The sequence below is a fragment of the Haloferula luteola genome (assembly GCF_014201715.1).
GTDB lineage: Bacteria > Verrucomicrobiota > Verrucomicrobiia > Verrucomicrobiales > Akkermansiaceae > Haloferula > Haloferula luteola.
On the sequence record NZ_JACHFD010000008.1, the window covers coordinates 95,560 to 112,536 of the forward strand.

Consider the following 16,977-nt stretch of genomic DNA (forward strand, 5'->3'; position numbering starts at 1 on the left):
AGGTCGAGCCGTTGTGCCGTGGGTCAGAAGCGGTGGGTTTTGGTAAGGTGGGCGATGATCAGCTCGGCATCGGCCTGAATTTCGTAGGTGTGAGGGAGGACGGCGTCGAATTTGAGAGCGTCTCCGGCCGCAAGGGTGTGCTGCTCGTGGCTAAAGGCGATGTGCACGCGTCCTTTGCGAACCCAACAGATTTCGTGTTCGTCGCCGTGGGCTTCGGGATGTTGGAGCGAGTCGCCAGCTCGGGCGGTGGCGTGGAAAAGTTCGACGCCCTGAAAGGCGAGTTTCTCGAAGTTGAAGGGCCCGGATTGGTAGCGGGTGACTTTTTTTCGGTGGGCCGTGGCGGACTCGGCGAGGGAGAGGAGATCGGATGCTGAAAGCCCGAAGACGCGGGCCAGACGATGGAGAGTCGGGAGTTCGATGAGGTTCTGATTCCGCTCGAGTTTGGAAAGGCTGGCGACGGAGAGGCCGGATTGATCAGAAACCTGCTGCAGGGTCAGCCCTGCCTGCTTGCGCAGGTTACGGATGACGGCGAAGTCGAGAGAGAGATTCTCTGAATCCAAATCAGGCATGGAAGAATAAAAAGCATGCCTAAATTTACTCTGGAAGAAAAAAGTGGAAATCGAAAGGGGGCATGGAGCATCGCGTCCATTATCGGGATTCGTGCTATTCGAGAACGAGGGTGAGGCTGCCGTGATCGGGATGGGTGACTAAGATGGCGATGCGGCCGGAAGGGATGGGAGCGTCGTCGGTGAGGGTGCGGTAGTCGAACATCCCACGGAGGTCGGTGTAGCCGTCTTTGAGAAACGCCGGTTGGCCGTCGCGTTCGGTGTACACCTTCACATACGCGGCGGATATCGGTGAGCCGGTTTCGGCCTGGCGAACCTGCAGGATCGGATGGTTGCGTGTGCAGGTGACTTGGAGGGCATGACTATTGAGGACACGGAGGGTTTTGATGGCACCCGCATCGGCGACCACGAGGACGTTGCCCTGTTGGTAAGGTGCCGGCAGGTCGACGAGAGTCTGTTCCTCTGCGAGCGGGACGTTTTCGACGAGGTTGGGCTGAGTGCCGGGGAGTTTCCCAGAGTCTTGGAGGAAGGGATTTCGCGAGAAGAGCATCTCAAGATCGACCTGATAGAGCGAGAGGTCGACCTGTTTGAGGCCTCTCTGGGTGATTTGGAGCTGCCCATGTTTGGCGAGGGCAAGGTCGAGATGGGTGGCAGGAACTTGGGATGGGTCGGGCCCGGAAGTCAGGGGTGCACGGGTGAGTTCCGCGATTTCTTCCGCTTGGGAGATGACGGATTGAAAGCGATCCGACCATGGGCCCGGCGGTGCGTCGGCATGCGACCGCGCGAGGGTTGCTGCATCTTCGGGTTTGCCCTGATGGAAGAGCGCAAGGGATTTTAGATAGTCATATGCGATTGTGGAGGAAACCTGGTCGCGATCGACCTTTTCGAGCCGTTCAAGTGCGTCGGTCACGCGGTCTTGGAGGAACAGGAAGCCGGTTAAGTGGAGCTGGTCATCGGCCGAGAGGATCGGTTTCCACGCGAGCTGCCGGAGGAAGTCCTGATAGTGCTTCTGGAGGGCTTCCTGCGAGAACCATGGACGGTTTGAGAGGCGGTGGCTGCGTGAATGGATGAGGGGATCGAATTCGAGATTGGCCCAATCGCCGTGGATGAAGGGTTCGATGCGGAGGAGGGGGGAATCGAGGAATTCACCGAGCTGGTGGAGTTCGGGGGACGTTTCCAACCAGTCGTGGAGGGTCTCGCGGTCTTGGTGAAGGAAGGCATAGCGAGCAAGGGAGGAAGGCAGGACGAGGCGTTCGCGGAGGATGGAAAGGGCGGGCTCGTAGAAGTCGCGGTCTCGACAGCGCCAGGCGAGCAAGTCGAGATTGACTTTCTGAAGGTTGACTGTGCGTAGGCGCTCGAGGACCTGGGCAGAACTGCCATCGCGGGCCAGCACTGGCCATGAGTCCCCATTTTCTGTGGGAAGTGTATCGACGACTTGGAAAGTTTTCGTCGCAGCGCTGGCGAGGATGGTTTCTCCAGAAGAGATGTGGAGGGGGTACGCGGTGAACTCGCCAGGTGAGGGGAAGTAAAAGGCAAGGTCGAACTTCAGCACTTCGTAGGGCTTCAGTTTGTGGACGGTGGAGAGGGTGGCATCCTTGCCGCGGAGGGCGATCGATCCTGCAGGGATTTGGGCGAGGACTTCGATGCGGCGGGCGTCTCCCGTTGGGTTGGTGACGACGAGTGAAGCTCCGTAGGGGACGCCGGTAAGGAAGGGGCCTTTGACCGATTTTTCGACTTCGCTGCTATCCTCATTTACGAAGTGCTCGTTGAGCCGGTGAAACGTCTCACGAACCAATACGGGGGAGTCATCGGCGAACTGGTCGGTCTCCCGGGTGTCCTTGAAAAAAAGCAGCATGGAGGTGACCGCTGCGACGTGAAGGGTGGTGTCATCGCGAATGATTTCGGGTGCTTGCGCTTTGAAAGGGAGGTCGAGTACCGCCAAGGCCATGAGTGCCGCATTGGGGGAAGCGGTGCAGGCATGAAAGTGTGGGGAGAGGAATGGGCCGCTGCCGTCCCAGCGCGCAAAGTCGAGCCAGAAGGCATTGAGTGGGATCATCGTTTCGCTGGTGTCCTTGCTCGGATGATGGTCGTAGTTCGATTCCATCCAGATGCGGGTGAGAGGGCGGGCAGCGGACCCGCGACGGAGGGGTGGGCGGAGGGCGACTTCTGGTGTGAGCCCGAGATCGCCGACATTGTGCTGAAAATCGTCTCCCTCATCTGACAGGGATCGGATCAATGAATCCATGAACTCAAGATTGGTTGGGGTGTTGCGAATGAGGAGGGTCCCGGCTTCGGCGAAGAACTGGGCCGACGCACCTGCCCTAAATTTGATTCCTTGGGATTTCAGGAGTTCGACCAAGGATTGGCGACGGGGGGCCGGGAGCATTTCGTTGGAAGCGAATGGATCCGAATCTCCGTCAGCAGCGAAGCGATCGTTCGCAGCGTTCAAAACGGAGATGAAATTGGGCGGGACTTTGTAGGAGCGGGTGAAGAGGTCCTCGCCGACTTCGGTCGCCGGCTTGATCGTCACCGCGAAGTCATCGATGGACCAGCGAAGGCGGGTCGCCTCGCAGATGTAGTTGAGGGCCTCGGCAAGCGGAACGTTGCGCAAACGAAGTTCTTGGATTCGTTGAGATTGAAAGGGGCCGCGGACCACGATTTTGATGCCCTTTTTTTGGGGGTCCAATTCGACGGTATCGAACTCGATCGAACGCATGCGCAGGAATTCAATGGCATCGGACACCGAGATATCTTCAAAATCGATGGTCGGGATGATGATCTTGCGCATCTTCATTTGGATGAAGCTGGCTCCTGACGATTTCACCGTGAAGGCGCTTTTGGCCTCCTCGGCCTCGTTGCGGGCGATTCCGAGCGAATCGATGGAGGCGAGGTCGGTGCCGCGGAGGATTTGGGCAAATCGTTGGTTTTCCTGTTCAGGGTTGGGTGCTTCCAGTTCCCAGCAGTCTTCGAGTTGATCGAGGATGCGATCACGAGCTGCGGGCAGCGCGTGGACAAGGAGTGCCTTTTCGGCCGCGTTGAGGCGTCTCCAGGCAAAAGGCCTGAGATACGCGGTGAGGTCGCGACCGAGCAGGTAGTCATCGATGAAGGTTGGCTCAAGTTTCTGGGCGAGGGTTGGCTTGATGTACTTTTCGAAGAATTCGGGATCCCGTCGTGAGAGAAAGAGGTGGAGTTCGTGGCAGGCGTGATGGGCCCAAAAGTTGAGCTTGGCGGGCTCATCGAAGGATGGCCAATCGAGCATGCCGGCGAGTTCGCGGAGGGAGTCGCTGTAGGTGGCGCCGTAGAGATAATTGTGGGCATCGGCGAGAGTATTGAAGGACCGCCAGTCGGCATCGATGGTGGTGTCGATGGTGGCCTCGGCACCGGGAGAAAGGGCGACGGCACGGCGAATGGTGACGTGGTGACGCGTGGCATCGAGCGGTTGAGACAGACGGCGATCGCGAAGTTCGGCAGGAGTCTCGGTGAGAGGCAGGATGCGGCGTTCGAGGACGCCTGGGGAACTCACGACGACGCGTATCGACTGGCTGTTGCCCAGTGCGGAGAGCGGAACGGAAAGGAGTCCGTTTTCATCCGGGGTGAGGTCATAGAGTAAGATAGAGGAGTGGGCCAGGTAGTCGACGGCATCGGGCGTGGCGTCGTGTCCGCCTTTTCGTGAGTGATCAGAAAAGGGATGGGAGGTTTCGGGGGATGATGAGCGGGGCGAGCTGGGTTGTTCCAGAGAGCCTTCGGTTTCAGGGAGCGGAGGGAGGATGGCCCCAGAGCTATCCTCTTCCCCCCAGCGATGGGCCAGCCAACCGGGCCGGGGTAGCAGGGTGCCGGGGAGGGCGGGCGAACTCCGGCGATCGAGAATATAGCGAGTTTCCTCATCGAGAGTTCTGTTGGTCAGATAGCCGCAACCCGTGAAGGAGGGAGTCACGGTGGGTCCAGGGGGAGAGGCGAAGGGCGAGAGGGCATGGTCATCTCCCAAGGTGTCGATGAAGCGGGTGCCAATGAGGTGGACCAGGGTGTCTGGGTGGGGCGACCGAAACTGAAGCTTCAAGGTGTCGTTCTCGATCGTGTGGGCCACCCATGCGGTGGCCTCGGCGGGGAGGTGAGAGGCGATACGGTTGGGTGCGACAAAGCGACCTTCAGTGAGAGGTGCGTCGATGATTTCAATCTCGACAGTGGCGTGAGGGGTGGTGAGGCGGTAGTTGCCGACAGGGAGTCCGGTGAGGGTGAGTTGGTGATCGTTTTCCTGAAGTTGCTCGAAGTGATCATGGACGGGATCGCCGAAAAGGTTGCTGCGGGTGAGGCCGTAGTGGAGACGGTCGAGAGGGCCGGTGAGGGGTAAGCGCAGAGTTTCGGCTGGGGTGATGCGTACCATCGCTGGAAGGTTGGCCCGGGGGTGGATATCCTTCGCCTCCATCGAAGTGAGTGAGGGGATGCCGAAGAAGGCGTTGAGGTCGCGGATTGAATCGAGCTCACCGAGAAGGATTTTGCCTTGGGCATCGGTTCTCAGGCGGACAGTGAGGCTGTTTTCGAAGCCTTCGTGGAAGAGGTGAAATTGAACCGAGCGGCCCGCGAGGGGTTCGCCATTGCGGCCGAGGAGTTCGAAAATGGTTCCTCTCGAAGTGAGGGAGAAGTGGGCGTGAGCGAAGTCACCGGAGAGCAGCGAGTTGAAGGAAATGGTCTCCGAGCAGGAAACAGGAACGGGGTCGCTGGTTGCGCGAGGGGAGACGGTGGCATCCAAACGGAGAGTGAGGCGGACAGCGTCGGCGGGAACTTGGAAGGGCACCATCATGACCGGAGCGACGTGGAGGTCATCGGCGATGACATGCTCGGTGGTCATTCCTGACACCAACTCGGCACTGAGGGTCAGGCGAGGGTTTTGCAGGGATTCGAGCGGGAGGCTCTGGTCGAGATGGGTGAGAGTGAGTTCGATGCGAGCGGTGGCGAGGGCATCGGCGCGGAGCTGCTCACGATCGAGGTGGACTCGGGCCCGCAGATCGAAGTCGTCGGTGAAGTCCTCGAGGGTGACCCAAGTGGCAAGGGGGCCGTGGACGAGGAGGGCCCGGCCACCCGTGGTGGTGGCGTGACCAGGAATTTCGATCTTCCCTCCTTCATCGGAAGTGAAGGTGGAGGCTTGAAAGTTGAGGGTGAGGTTCTTGAGGGGGGAGCCGTTTTCGTCGAATGCCCGGAGTTGCTGTCCCAGGGCAGAGCGGGTGAGGTCGGGGATGAGCTGGCCCTTGCGAACCAAGATGCGGGAGGCTTGGCCTTGAGAGACGAGTTCGACGATCCAAGCCCCGGGTCCGGTGAGTTCGGGCAAGTCGAGGGTTTCGCGGTGAAGGACGAGAGGCGGCTGGGAGAAGCGAAGGGTGCGGGTGTGATGGGGGACGAGGCCGGCAAGGTCGAGATCGGCTTCCGGTTCGTGACCCTCGCGGCGCAGAAGGGAGGGGAGGTCAAGGTCGTGGATATGCACCGTCAGTTCGGGCGTATTTTTGAGGTCGAGGGCAATGGCCACGGGTGCGTCCGCCGCAAGGAGAAGGGGGCGCTTGGGTCCGAACTGAATGCGGGTTTCACTGCGCAGTTGCGCAAATCGTGAAGCGGAGAGTTGGGGGCCCCAAAGGGAGGGGTCAGCTCCTGCGAGAAGTTGTGCTTCCGCGCGAATTTCTAGAAGGGGCCCGCGTTCGATGAGAGGGGCGAAGCGGTCCAACAATGCGGGGTCTTTCAGGAAATCGATGAGCAGTTGGCGGACGAATTTGGAGTCGTTCTGGATGGGCGGGCATCCGGAGATTTCGCGGAAATCGGAATCGAGAGGGAGATTCGGGACGATCGCCTGGGTACTGCGCAGAATGAGTTCGTGGGACCGGCGAGGAAACGCCAGGTAGGCGAGGAATTCGTCGAGCGAAGGCTCACCGTGAGCGAACTCAAGCTGAAGGAGGTGGAACAGGATGTGGGCTTTGAGAGGGGCGAAGGCGGACGGGAGTTCGGCCGTGGCCTGGCGCAGCTTGCGCAGGTGAGCGAGGTGGAGTTGTGGCGAGCGCGCGAAAGTCTCGTCAGGATCGGAACGGAGTTTTTTCAGGCTTAGGGAGACGACCTCTGGATCGATGCGAAGAGAAGGCATCCGGTGGGTGAGCTCTTTGATTTGCTCGAGGGTGAGCTGGCGATGGAGGGGGACGGAGTTGAAAGGAACCGGTGGATCCTGTTGGAGCCCGCGTAGGACGAGTTCGACGACGCCGGGGAGGTCGGCGCGGGTGAGGGTTTCCAAAGTGAATCGCACTTGCGCAGCGGAAAGCTTGGTGACGTCGTCCAAGGAAGCGGCAAGGCGCTCTTGGCGATAGGCTCGCCAAGGTTCGTCGGGCTTGCTCTGGTGGGCGGCTTGTTCGAAAGCCTCCTCGGAGATGAGTGTGGGATCGAGGGTGGTGGGCAGCTTTTCAAGTTCGCTGGCGTCGGGCTTTTCATCGTCAAAGTGCAGGTCCCACTTTTCCATGAGGCCGGCGAGGGAGGCTTCGGGATCGTCTTCGAAGCTCAGGAGGTGCTGTCGGGTTTCCAGCGAGCGGAGACCTTCTTCCGAGATGGGGTCTTTGGAGCGAGTTGCGGCTTCGCGCCAGGCCGTGAGAGTCTTCTGAAAAGCCTGGAGGTCGCCCGTCAATTGCTGGTGAAGAGCATGATAGAAATAGTCATTCCGAGTTCCCGGCACCAATCGTTCCAGTGCCGATTCCCGCGTTGCTGGATCGGCGAATTCTTCGTCGAAATCGAAGTCCGAGGCCATCGCTAATCCACCCGCCATGATCCCAATCCCCAACCATTCCCATTTCATAGTATGGTTGGTAGATAAGGTGTGAAGATAGGGAAAGGAGAATTGAAGACTGTAAAAAGGAAGGCAGAAGCGTTTTCTTGGATCTGTTTCCGGGAGCGATGCTGAGCTGGGTGGGGCGACGGCGGCGAATCGGTATTGGCATGACGGAACGGAGTGCGGAAAAAAGGGGCTCGGGGATGGGATTTTGGTGTTTCGTGCTGCCGGAGGCGTTTCAGCGAACTACATCCATGCCCATGACGAATGGGGTGGAGATCACGGGGATGGGCCTGGCCGGTTGCTGCTTGGCCTGGCAGATGAGGGCGCGGGGTGTCGCTGTCCGATGGACGGACGATCATCGATCAGGCGCGGCATCAAGGGTCGCGGCGGGACTGGTGAATCCGGTGACGGGCAAAAACTATGAGCCGAGCTGGCGGATTGCTGAGTTTTTGCCGGAGGCGGTGGCATTCTTTGAAAAGATCGGGGAGGAAACCGGAGAGAGGTATTGGTTCCCGCAGCCGGTGGTTCGATGGGTGTCCGAAAAGGAATGGCCGAAAGCGGCCGCCAAGCTTGAGCTCCCTGAAGTGGCGAGGTGGGTGGAGACGGTCGAAGAGCATGTGGAGGGATGGAGGGCTCGGGTGACCCTCAAGGGTGGGGGAAGAGTCGATACCCGCGCATTTTGTGAGGCCACGGAACGGGTCTTTGCAGAGGGGGCCGATGCCGGGCCTGCGTCATGGCAGGTGCATTGTGGTGGGGCCTTTGATTTGCTGCAGGGTCGATTCGGGGAACATCGCTGCGCGAAGGGCGAAATCCTGACCGTAAGGATTCCGGATCGGCAGGAAAAAGGCATTCGGATCGGCGGAGGCGGGTGGCTGGTGCCTCTCGGTGACGATTTCTTCAAGGCGGGCGCCACCTACGAATGGGATCAGCTCGATGGTCGACCGACCGCAGCGGGTCGTGCGCGTGTGGAGGAAATCTTGCGGCATTTGGGAGTGAGAGATTTTGAGGTGGTCGCCCACGAAGCGGGGATCCGTCCGATTGTGCGTCGCAGCATGCCGTTGATTGGTCGGATGGGGGATGTCTGGGTGTTCAATGGGCTTGGCTCGAAGGGTTCTCTGTATGCTCCTGGGGTGGCGAGGCGGTTGGTCGAAGCCCTCGTGGATGGCACTGAGTTGGACGCGGAGTTGGATGTGGGGAAGTGGCTGGAGCGGGCAGGATAAGGAGGGAGGGTTGGGGCTGTGAAACACCCCGGCGCGCCTCCGGGCTTGCCATGGCCGGAGATTCCGTCCATAGGGCCGCCGCAATTGCGCCGCCGCCATGTCTTTGAAGATCCGAAATCTCGCCATTATCGCCCACGTTGACCACGGGAAGACCACCCTGGTCGACCAACTCTTGCAGGCCGGCGGCACCTACCGCGAAAACCAGGAGAAGCAAGAACGGGCGATGGACTCGATGGACCTTGAGCGGGAAAAAGGCATCACCATCAAGGCCAAGAACACGGCCATTCACTGGGAAGGTTACACGATCAACATCGTCGATACTCCTGGCCACGCCGACTTCGGCGCCGAAGTGGAACGGGTGATGAAGATGGTGGATGGTGTGCTGTTGGTGGTCGATGCCACGGGTGGTCCCCAAGCCCAAACTCGCTTTGTGCTGCGCAAAGCCCTCCAGCAGGGACTGAAGCCGATCGTGGTGGTCAACAAGATCGACCGCCCTCTTTCCACTCCTGAGAAGGTTCACGACTTGGTGCTGGAGCTGTTCCTGGATCTCGACGCCACCGAAGACCAATTCGAAGCTCCGTTCCTCTACGGCTCGGCTCGTGATGGTTACTTCATGGATTCGCCGGAAGGCGACCGCGTCGACTGCACCCCTCTCCTCAAGAAAATCGTCGAGTATATCCCCGAGCCGGATGCGGATCCCGAAGCCCCGTTCTCGATGCTCGTTTCGAACATCGACTGGGATGACTACGTGGGTCGTGTGGCCATCGGCAAAGTGCTCGGCGGCTCGGTCAAGAAGGGCGACAACGTCTGGCTGGTGCGCAAGGACGGCACCAAAAAGCAGTCGAAGGTGATGAAGACCTTTTCCTACTCGGGTCTGGCGACTCACGACTCCGAAGGGGGCACCGCTGGCACCATCGTCGGCATCGCCGCGGGCATTGAGGACATCGACATTGGCGACACCCTCGGAGGTTACGCGGAGATTGAGGCGCTGCCGTTCGTGGCGATCGATCCGCCGACCGTGCAAATGCAGTTTTCGATCAACGATGGCCCGCTCGCTGGCAAAGATGGCAAACACGTGACTTCGCGTGCCATTCGCGACCGCTTGATGCGTGAGTTGAAGACCAACATCTCGATTGCCGTGGAAGACACGGATCTTTCGGGCGTGTTCAATGTTTCCGCCCGGGGCGCGATGCAGATCGCGGTGTTGGTGGAAACCATGCGTCGCGAGGGATACGAGCTGCTGGTTTCACGCCCTACGGTGATCATGCGCCGCGATGAAGGCGGACAACTTCAGGAGCCGTTCGAAACGCTCTACGTTGAAGCCCCGGATGAATACACTCAGGGCATTCTCAAGGGTCTGGCAAACCGCAAGGGATTGCTGGAGCACATGGAAACGGAAGCCAGTGGCCGGACCCTGATTCAGGCCAACATCCCGACTCGGGGATTGATTGGTTTCGAAACCGAGTTGGTGAACCTGACCTCGGGTCACGGCATCATGAGCCACCTTTTCAAGGAATACGGACCGCATGCTGGCGACATCGTCACCCGCATCACCGGCACCTTGGTTTCGATGGAAAAGGGCCTGACGACGACCTACTCGCTGCAAGCATTGGAAGATCGTGGTGTGCTCTTTGTCGGTCCCGGCGAGGAAGTTTACACGGGCATGCTGGTGGGCGAAAACCCCCGGGCCGAGGATCTCATCGTCAATCCGGTGAAGGAAAAGCACCTCGATAACATGCGTTCCTCCGGCAAGGACAAGAGTGGCAAGTTGAGCCCACCGAAGGACTTCTCTCTCGAGCGAGCCATCGAATACATCGAGCAGGACGAACTGGTGGAAGCGACTCCGAATCACCTGCGCCTGCGCAAGCGGATCCTCGATCCCAACGAGCGCAAGCGGATGGCCAAAGCGGCGAAGGCTTAAGGTTTTTTCAAAGGGCGGCTCTCGTGAGCCGCCCTTTTTTGTGGGGTAAGCGGAACCTTAGGTCAGCCAGCGCCACGGCTCGGCCTGCCAATGGTAGCCGGGTTTCTCCTGAACGATGTGGCCCAGGCCGGGCCAAGGCAGGTGAAAGCCGTAGCAACGGGTGCGGTTTTTGGCGGCTTCCGCCCAGAAGCGTTTGCGAGTGACGACAGCCGTCTGGGGATCGTGATCGAACGCGATCGTCCATTCCGGATCGGCAAACATCAGCAAGTGATGATGGGCGAGGTCCATGAGGTGGAGAAGCTCGTCGTTTCCGGATCGGATGCGATAGCAAGCGTGGCCGTCGGTATGCCCGGGCGCGGCGTGAACGGTCACCAAGCCATCGAGGAGGGTTTCTCCATCCTTCACGGTCCGGGTGTGAGGCGCCAGGATGGCGAAGTTGCGGCGGACTTCTTCCACCATTCCTGGGAGGGGGCGGGGATCGCGCTTCGACTTGGAAAAGTCCGGGTGCTCCCCCTGCCAAAAGGCCAATTCTTCGGGTAGAAGGTGAAAGGTTGCACGGGGGAAAGCCGGCTTGCCGTCGGCAACGAAACCATTGAGGTGATCGGCATGGGCGTGGCTCAAGAATCCGGCGGTGATGTCCTCGGGAGCCACGCCGATTTCCTGGAGACCCGCCATCAGCCAGCCGAGCTGAGGATTGCCGCCCGCGCCGAATCCGGCGTCGAAGAGGATGGTTTCCTTCCCGTGGCGAACGACCAGCACATTGACGTAGAGTGGCAAGGGGCCGGCAGGTTCGCCGTAGGTGGCCAAAAGCTCTCGCATGCGATCGTGGTCTTCCTGCGGCCACATCAAGTCGAGACCTTCACCCAGCATCAAGTTGGCATCGGATATCGACCAAGCTTGGGCGTCTCCGATGCGGAAGGGGTAGACGAAAGGACGAACCCCGGAGCCCGGGACCTCGGCTGCCACCGCGCGAGCGGAGCTTCCGAAGCCCGCGGCGACTGCGGCCAGCGAGCTGCCGAGAAAAGTGCGGCGGTCCAGAGCAGGCATGATTATTGGGCGATGTAGTCGAACACAAAGACGTCGTCGATGATCCCATCGAGTTTGGTGACGAAGGCCTTGTGAGCGGGATGGGGGAGGTAGGCATCGAGGCCTGCTTGATCCTTGAAGCTGAGCTGAAAGGCGTGGGTGAAGCCCTTGTCCTTTTGTTCCTGGCTGACATTGGTGCCCCACTCGAAACCGGTCACGGTATCAATTTTGGAGGGGAGTTCGGCAAAGGCCTTCTCGACGATCGCAATTTTCTCAGGGGTAGCGGCGTCGTTGAACTTGAAGAAGACGAGATGGCGAAGCTCGCCATTGGCGAAGGAGCTGAGGGTGGTCATGAGTAGTGCGAGGATGATGGTTTTCATGGATTTGCCCACTACGGAGCGGAGGGCGGGGTCATTTCAGGTTCCAAACGTCACCCGGAATTCCCATGGCGAAATTCTGGAATCCGGAGAGCATGGCGTCATGCAAAAGACGCACAGTAAGACCATCGGTTACCTCTTGTGGATCTTCGGGTTCATAGGTGCCCATCGATTCTACTATGGGCGTAAGATCACAGGCACGATCTGGTTGTTTACCGGTGGGCTGTTCCTGATCGGATGGATCGTCGACCTGTTCCTGATCCCATCGATGGATCGGCAAGCGGCGGTCAAATACCAGGCAGGTCACATCGACTACTCGCTCGCCTGGATTCTTCAGACCTTCCTCGGGCCCTTTGGGATCCATCGCTTCTACATGGGCAAGATTGGGACCGGATTGCTCTGGTTGTTGACGGCCGGACTTTGTGGGGTGGGATACGTTTATGACTATCTGACTCTGAACGAACAGGTCGACGAGGTGAACCGTCGACGGTAACCGAACTTCAGAACGCAAAAAAGGCGGGCTCCCTGAGGGGGCCCGCCTTTTTGAAATGGGGATCTGGTTCAGCTGATGAGCTCCGGCCAGTCTTCCGTGTGGAAGAACTCACCTTCCGGCTTGTCGAGGCGCTCGTAGGTGTGAGCACCAAAGAAGTCGCGCTGGGCTTGCAGCAGGTTTGCTGGCAGGCGCTCGGCACGGTAGCTGTCGTAGTAGGCCAGGGAGCCGGCGAACGACGGCACCGGAATGCCATTGAGGCAGGCCAGAGCGACGACTTTGCGCCAGTTCTGTTGGGCGTCGGTGAGGACTTGGGTGAAGAACGGTGCCAACATCAGGTTGGTGGGCTTCTCGTCGCCTTCGTAGGCTTCGGTGATGCGGTTGAGGAACTTTGCACGGATGATGCAGCCGCCGCGCCAGATGCGGGCGATCGCACCGAGGTCCAGATCCCAGCCTTTGTCTTTGCCAACCGCAGTGATGAGGTCGAGGCCCTGGGCATAGGACACGATCTTCGAAGCGTAGAGTGCGTCCCGCACCATGCCAACGAGCTCTTCCTTGGTCAAATCGCCGAGCGAGAACTCGGTGTTGGAGGGGCCGCTGAGGATCTGGGAAGCGGCGAGGCGTTGGTCGCGCATCGAGGAAAGAATGCGGGCTTCCACCGAGGAGGCGATGGTCGAAAGCGGAACGGATTGTTCGACGGCACCCATCACGGTCCAGCGGCCAGTGCCTTTTTGGCCGGCCTTGTCGACGATCAGGTCGACGATGGCTTTTCCGGTTTCGGGATCCTTCTGCTTGAAGATGTTCGCCGTGATTTCGATCAGGAAGGACTCCAAATCGCCGGCATTCCAGTCGGCGAAGATGTCGGCGAGCTCTTCATTGGAGAAGCCAGCCGCTTTGAAAATGTTGTAGGCTTCGCAGATCAGCTGCATGTCGCCGTACTCGATGCCGTTGTGGACCATCTTGACGAAGTGGCCTGCGCCACCGGGGCCGATGTGGGTCACGCAAGGCACGCCGTCGACTTTAGCGGCGATGCTTTCGAAGATGGGCTTCATCACTTCCCAGGTGCTGGCAGGTCCGCCGGGCATGATGGATGGGCCCTTGCGAGCGCCTTCTTCGCCACCAGAAACGCCGGCGCCGATGAAACGAAGGCCTTCCTTGGTGCACCATTCGTCGCGGCGCTCGGTATCGGTGTAGAGAGAATTGCCGCCGTCGATGATGATGTCGTCCTTGTCGAGAAGTGGGATCAGGGACTCGATCACCGCGTCCACAGGGCCACCCGCCTTGACCATGATCATGATCTTGCGGGGTGTTGCCAGGGATTGTACGAACTCCTCAAGGGTCTGCGTCCCAACGATTTTCTTGTCGGGATGCTCGGCGACGAATGCGTCGGTGACGGAGGTCGTGCGGTTGTAAACGGAGACCTGGAATCCACGGGATTCCACGTTCAGGACGAGGTTCTGGCCCATGACGGCCAGGCCGATGAGGCCGAAGTCACTGTTGCTCATGTTGGTGGAGGCTCAGGTGAGGAGCAGGGACCCTGTAAGGAAGGCGAAAGGTTCACGCAACCCCTAGTTGCCATACAGGTATGCATTCCCCACAGTCGGGCTGTGAATCTCCCTAATGCGATCACCTCTTCACGCTTGGTCCTGACCGCGGTTTTTGTTGCCGCGATGAGCTTTCCGGGCTTTCCGGGGTATTTGACGGCACTGATCGCATTTTCGGTGGCCGCGGCGACGGATTGGCTGGATGGCTATTTGGCGCGGAAGCTGAATTTGGTCACTCCGCTCGGGAAGTTGCTGGATCCGCTGGCGGACAAGATTCTGGTGTGTTCGGCATTTGTGTTCATGTCGAAGCTCGGCCACGCACCCGTATGGGTGACGGCGGTGATCATCGGCCGGGAGTTTCTGGTGACGGGGCTCCGGCAAATCGCGGTGGAAGCCGGGCAGGTGCTGGCGGCGGACCGATTGGGGAAATGGAAGACGACTTTCCAACTGACTTTTGTGATCACGGCATTGGTGTGGGAGTCGTTTTCGCAGATGGAAGTTCGCGGCATGGTGGCGGAGGGCCTTTGGAAGTTGGCCGATCCTCGGGGATGGCTGATGCCCGTAGCGCTGTGGATTTCTTTGGCGCTGACGGTCATTTCCGGCGCGAACTACGTTTGGAATGCGCGAGGTTTGTTGAAAGGCAAAGCCTGAAGGGGAGGGGGTTACGGGCTGGTGGCCGGCATGGCGGGAGCGGGATCCATGCGATTGCGGAGGGATGCTGGGAGTTCGGTGAGTTCTTGGGTTTCGCGGAAAAGGGTCACTCCCTTGGACTCCCGCAGCGTGTCTTCCTTGAGGATGCCACAGCCCGGTGCGAACCAATAGGTGCGCTGTAGGGAGATCTCTTGATCCTGCCCCAGCATTTGGAGGCGCACGGCCTGGGTGAAGGTCCCGGCGGGCACCGTCAGCGTTTCGCGGCCAATGGCGCGAGTGGAGCGCCACAGGCTCTCGTCGTCGGCGAAGACCGTGACGGGGCTGCCTTCCCCGCCATGGAGTCCGGCGTTGAAGAAAGGAACGGGCTTTTCCAGTAGCACGGGCTGAAGGGTTTCCCCGTTCGGGCCGCGACGGCCCTGCCCGGCAATGAGGATTCGGTCGTCGGTGATGTGGACCAGTTCTCGGACGATGGGAGAGGTGCCCGATTGAACTTCGAAAGCCTGGAAGGAATCATCTCCAACACTGATTTCGCCGATATAGGTGCGGGTGCGCTCGAATTCGGCTCGCACGGGTTGGCCTGTGCGAGCGTCCTTGGGGTTGAGAACCGTGACGTGGTATTTCCAAACATCGCCGATTTGAGGTGCCAGTAACGGCAGGTCGGCTTGGTAGAGCGGATCCTGACGAAGGTCCGCGGTATCGGATGGGGGCGAATCCGCGGCGATTTCGGTCGCCTTTTTGCATTGGCAAAGACTGATCGAAAAGGCGGCGGCAACGGGAATGAGGATGGCGTTTTTCATGGGGGAGAGGTTCGAGAGGCTTTGGGCTTGGCGGAGAAAGCTGAAGCGCCGTGGGGTGCGCCGAGGCGGGATTCGCAGATGAGCCCCGGAAAGCGCAGCGGGCCGCTGAGTTTGAGCCATCGGATCGCTCGCCAGAGGGCCGCGCAGATCGCCGCCAGTAAGGCGATCAGAGCCAGGGCAAAGGCGGCGAATAGAGGAAGTTTCTTAGCGAGGAATAAGAGGTTTTCCTTGGCCGAAAAAGGGACGCGCTTCTCGACTTCGACAATCTTTCCTCCGCGCGACTGCCCCTGGAGGAGGCGGATTTCATTGGCCAGGGTATCGACGGCGTCGACCACGGCCATTTCCGGATCGATGGCGCGGCTGCCCTGTTGGCGTGCTTTGAGGGCGATGGCGTCGAGGAAGTCCGAAGGGATGGTGTTGCGGATTCTTCCAGTGATCGCGATCCATGGAGATTGTGGCTGCCCATGGAGGTAGAGAATCACGGCACGGCCATCGGAATCTCCCCAGCGATTGGCGAGTTCAGTGGCGACCTCCACCGGATCGTTTTGCAAGCTGGCAGGGAGGAGAACGACCACCATATCGAGCACGCCGGTATCGCGGAGTTTGCGGAGGTTTTCCGCGAGCCGGGTCCGAGCTGGTGCCCCTAGCAGCCCCGCGGGATCATAGATGCTTTCAGCGGGGCGTTGGTCAGGGAAATTCGGTGGGGACGCGTCGGCTGCCTCCCCTGCTGTCACCATTCCGATGAAGAGGGCTAGGCTGAGGGCGCAGAACCGGAGGGCAATCGATGAAACCAAAGGGGGGAGCACTTGTTGGAGATTTCGAGCTGCGAGGAGGGAGCGGTGGATGGATTCAGATGGGCGGTGAAGGTGCCCACTCAAGGGGGAGGGCCGGCGGTGTTTTTTGAGCGGCGTGCCGATCTGGAACTCAGGCGTTTTTGCGTTTTGAGCCAGGCTTCCTGAAGGCACGTTCGGCAGTCGCGAGTGAAGCCGACGACGGCGTGGGCCAGCGATTTTTGATTCGAAAGGTTCTCGACGCGAGTGAGGAGGGTCTGCCAATCGCGGGCATCCAGCCAAGCCTCAGCAGAGTAGCCGGGAGCCAGCGCCCATTCACCAGAAGTGGAGGCGACCAGAAGGATCGTCCAAGAACGCCTCGCCTCGGCGTGGGAGTCGGCGCAGGGTGATGCGTTGAGCAGCCAGAACGCAAATACCCGCAGGGAGGTGTTTGGAGGAAGATCAACTGAGACGAATGCGAGGGCGAATTGCGGGAATTTGCGCTCGAAGGCGGTGATGGCGGAATCGATTTTTTGATACTCGGAACGCGTCAGGCGATGCGTGTGGTCAGAAATCCTCTCCAATGCGGGCGCTTGAAAGGGGAACCAACGAAGGGAGTCCGAACCTGTGAACTGGCAGGAGGGGCACTGGAAGTCTTCAAAACCATCGAGGCGGTGGCCACAGGCGGGGCAGAAGCAGGCTGACACGCGAATCCGTCGTGCTTTGAAGAAACGCTCTCTTTCGGGATGGGGGTGTCGGAGGGCCACGGCTAAGGAAGGATCGTTCGGAAGACCCCTCCTCCATAGCATTTCGTGGGGGGAA

Annotated in this window: 12 protein-coding genes; 4 read left to right on the plus strand and 8 right to left on the minus strand. The window is 59.8% G+C overall.

From position 1 onward, the window contains the following. Positions 1 to 23: 23 nt before the first annotated feature. Together HNR46_RS09440 and HNR46_RS09445 are read right to left on the minus strand one after the other, a co-directional pair. Complete coding sequence (locus tag HNR46_RS09440) at positions 24 to 569, minus strand: helix-turn-helix domain-containing protein (RefSeq protein WP_184018121.1); 546 nt, start codon at positions 567 to 569, stop codon at positions 24 to 26. Between the two features lie 94 nt (positions 570 to 663). Continuing rightward, complete coding sequence (locus HNR46_RS09445; RefSeq protein ID WP_184018122.1) at positions 664 to 7,383, minus strand: hypothetical protein; 6,720 nt, start codon at positions 7,381 to 7,383, stop codon at positions 664 to 666. 227 nt (positions 7,384 to 7,610) lie between these two features. Between HNR46_RS09445 and HNR46_RS09450 the strand changes: the two genes are divergently transcribed. Continuing rightward, positions 7,611 to 8,579 carry an NAD(P)/FAD-dependent oxidoreductase gene (locus tag HNR46_RS09450; protein ID WP_184018124.1) on the plus strand — a complete coding sequence of 323 codons (969 nt, stop codon included), beginning with the start codon at positions 7,611 to 7,613 and terminating at the stop codon, positions 8,577 to 8,579. A 97-nt stretch (positions 8,580 to 8,676) separates the two neighbouring features. Continuing rightward, positions 8,677 to 10,500: a translational GTPase TypA gene (gene typA, locus HNR46_RS09455; RefSeq protein WP_184018126.1), complete on the plus strand. Its 1,824-nt coding sequence runs from the start codon at positions 8,677 to 8,679 to the stop codon at positions 10,498 to 10,500. A gap of 57 nt (positions 10,501 to 10,557) precedes the next feature. Here typA and HNR46_RS09460 read toward each other — a convergent pair whose 3' ends face one another. Continuing rightward, positions 10,558 to 11,547 carry an MBL fold metallo-hydrolase gene (locus HNR46_RS09460; RefSeq protein WP_184018128.1) on the minus strand — a complete coding sequence of 330 codons (990 nt, stop codon included), beginning with the start codon at positions 11,545 to 11,547 and terminating at the stop codon, positions 10,558 to 10,560. Between the two features lie 2 nt (positions 11,548 to 11,549). Further along, entirely contained in the window at positions 11,550 to 11,906 is a 357-nt protein-coding gene (locus tag HNR46_RS09465; protein WP_184018130.1) for a Dabb family protein, read from the minus strand. Between the two features lie 100 nt (positions 11,907 to 12,006). Here HNR46_RS09465 and HNR46_RS09470 point away from each other — a divergent pair, with 100 nt between their 5' ends. Beyond that, the gene (locus HNR46_RS09470) at positions 12,007 to 12,396 is read left to right on the plus strand and encodes an NINE protein (RefSeq protein WP_184018132.1); all 390 of its coding nucleotides are present in this window, start codon (positions 12,007 to 12,009) and stop codon (positions 12,394 to 12,396) included. 68 nt (positions 12,397 to 12,464) lie between these two features. Here the strand turns inward: HNR46_RS09470 and gnd are convergent, their stop codons facing one another. Then, positions 12,465 to 13,898, minus strand: coding sequence for a decarboxylating NADP(+)-dependent phosphogluconate dehydrogenase (gene gnd / locus HNR46_RS09475; RefSeq protein ID WP_184018133.1), 1,434 nt, complete (start codon positions 13,896 to 13,898; stop codon positions 12,465 to 12,467). Positions 13,899 to 14,000: 102 nt separating this feature from the next. Between gnd and pgsA the strand changes: the two genes are divergently transcribed. After that, positions 14,001 to 14,588 carry a CDP-diacylglycerol--glycerol-3-phosphate 3-phosphatidyltransferase gene (pgsA, locus tag HNR46_RS09480; protein ID WP_184018135.1) on the plus strand — a complete coding sequence of 196 codons (588 nt, stop codon included), beginning with the start codon at positions 14,001 to 14,003 and terminating at the stop codon, positions 14,586 to 14,588. Between the two features lie 11 nt (positions 14,589 to 14,599). On the opposite strand, the gene HNR46_RS09485 is transcribed toward pgsA, so the two are convergent. From HNR46_RS09485 to HNR46_RS09495, 3 genes are all read right to left on the minus strand, one after another. Continuing rightward, positions 14,600 to 15,385, minus strand: a complete 786-nt coding sequence (locus tag HNR46_RS09485; protein ID WP_184018137.1) for a hypothetical protein — start codon at positions 15,383 to 15,385, stop codon at positions 14,600 to 14,602. Beyond that, the gene (locus tag HNR46_RS09490; protein ID WP_184018139.1) at positions 15,382 to 16,191 is read right to left on the minus strand and encodes a TPM domain-containing protein; all 810 of its coding nucleotides are present in this window, start codon (positions 16,189 to 16,191) and stop codon (positions 15,382 to 15,384) included. The genes HNR46_RS09485 and HNR46_RS09490 overlap by 4 nt, the downstream gene beginning before the upstream one ends. Before the next feature lie 68 nt (positions 16,192 to 16,259). After that, on the minus strand, positions 16,260 to 16,922 hold the full coding sequence (locus tag HNR46_RS09495; RefSeq protein ID WP_221285099.1) for a TPM domain-containing protein: 663 nt from the start codon (positions 16,920 to 16,922) through the stop codon (positions 16,260 to 16,262). Positions 16,923 to 16,977: the final 55 nt, after the last annotated feature.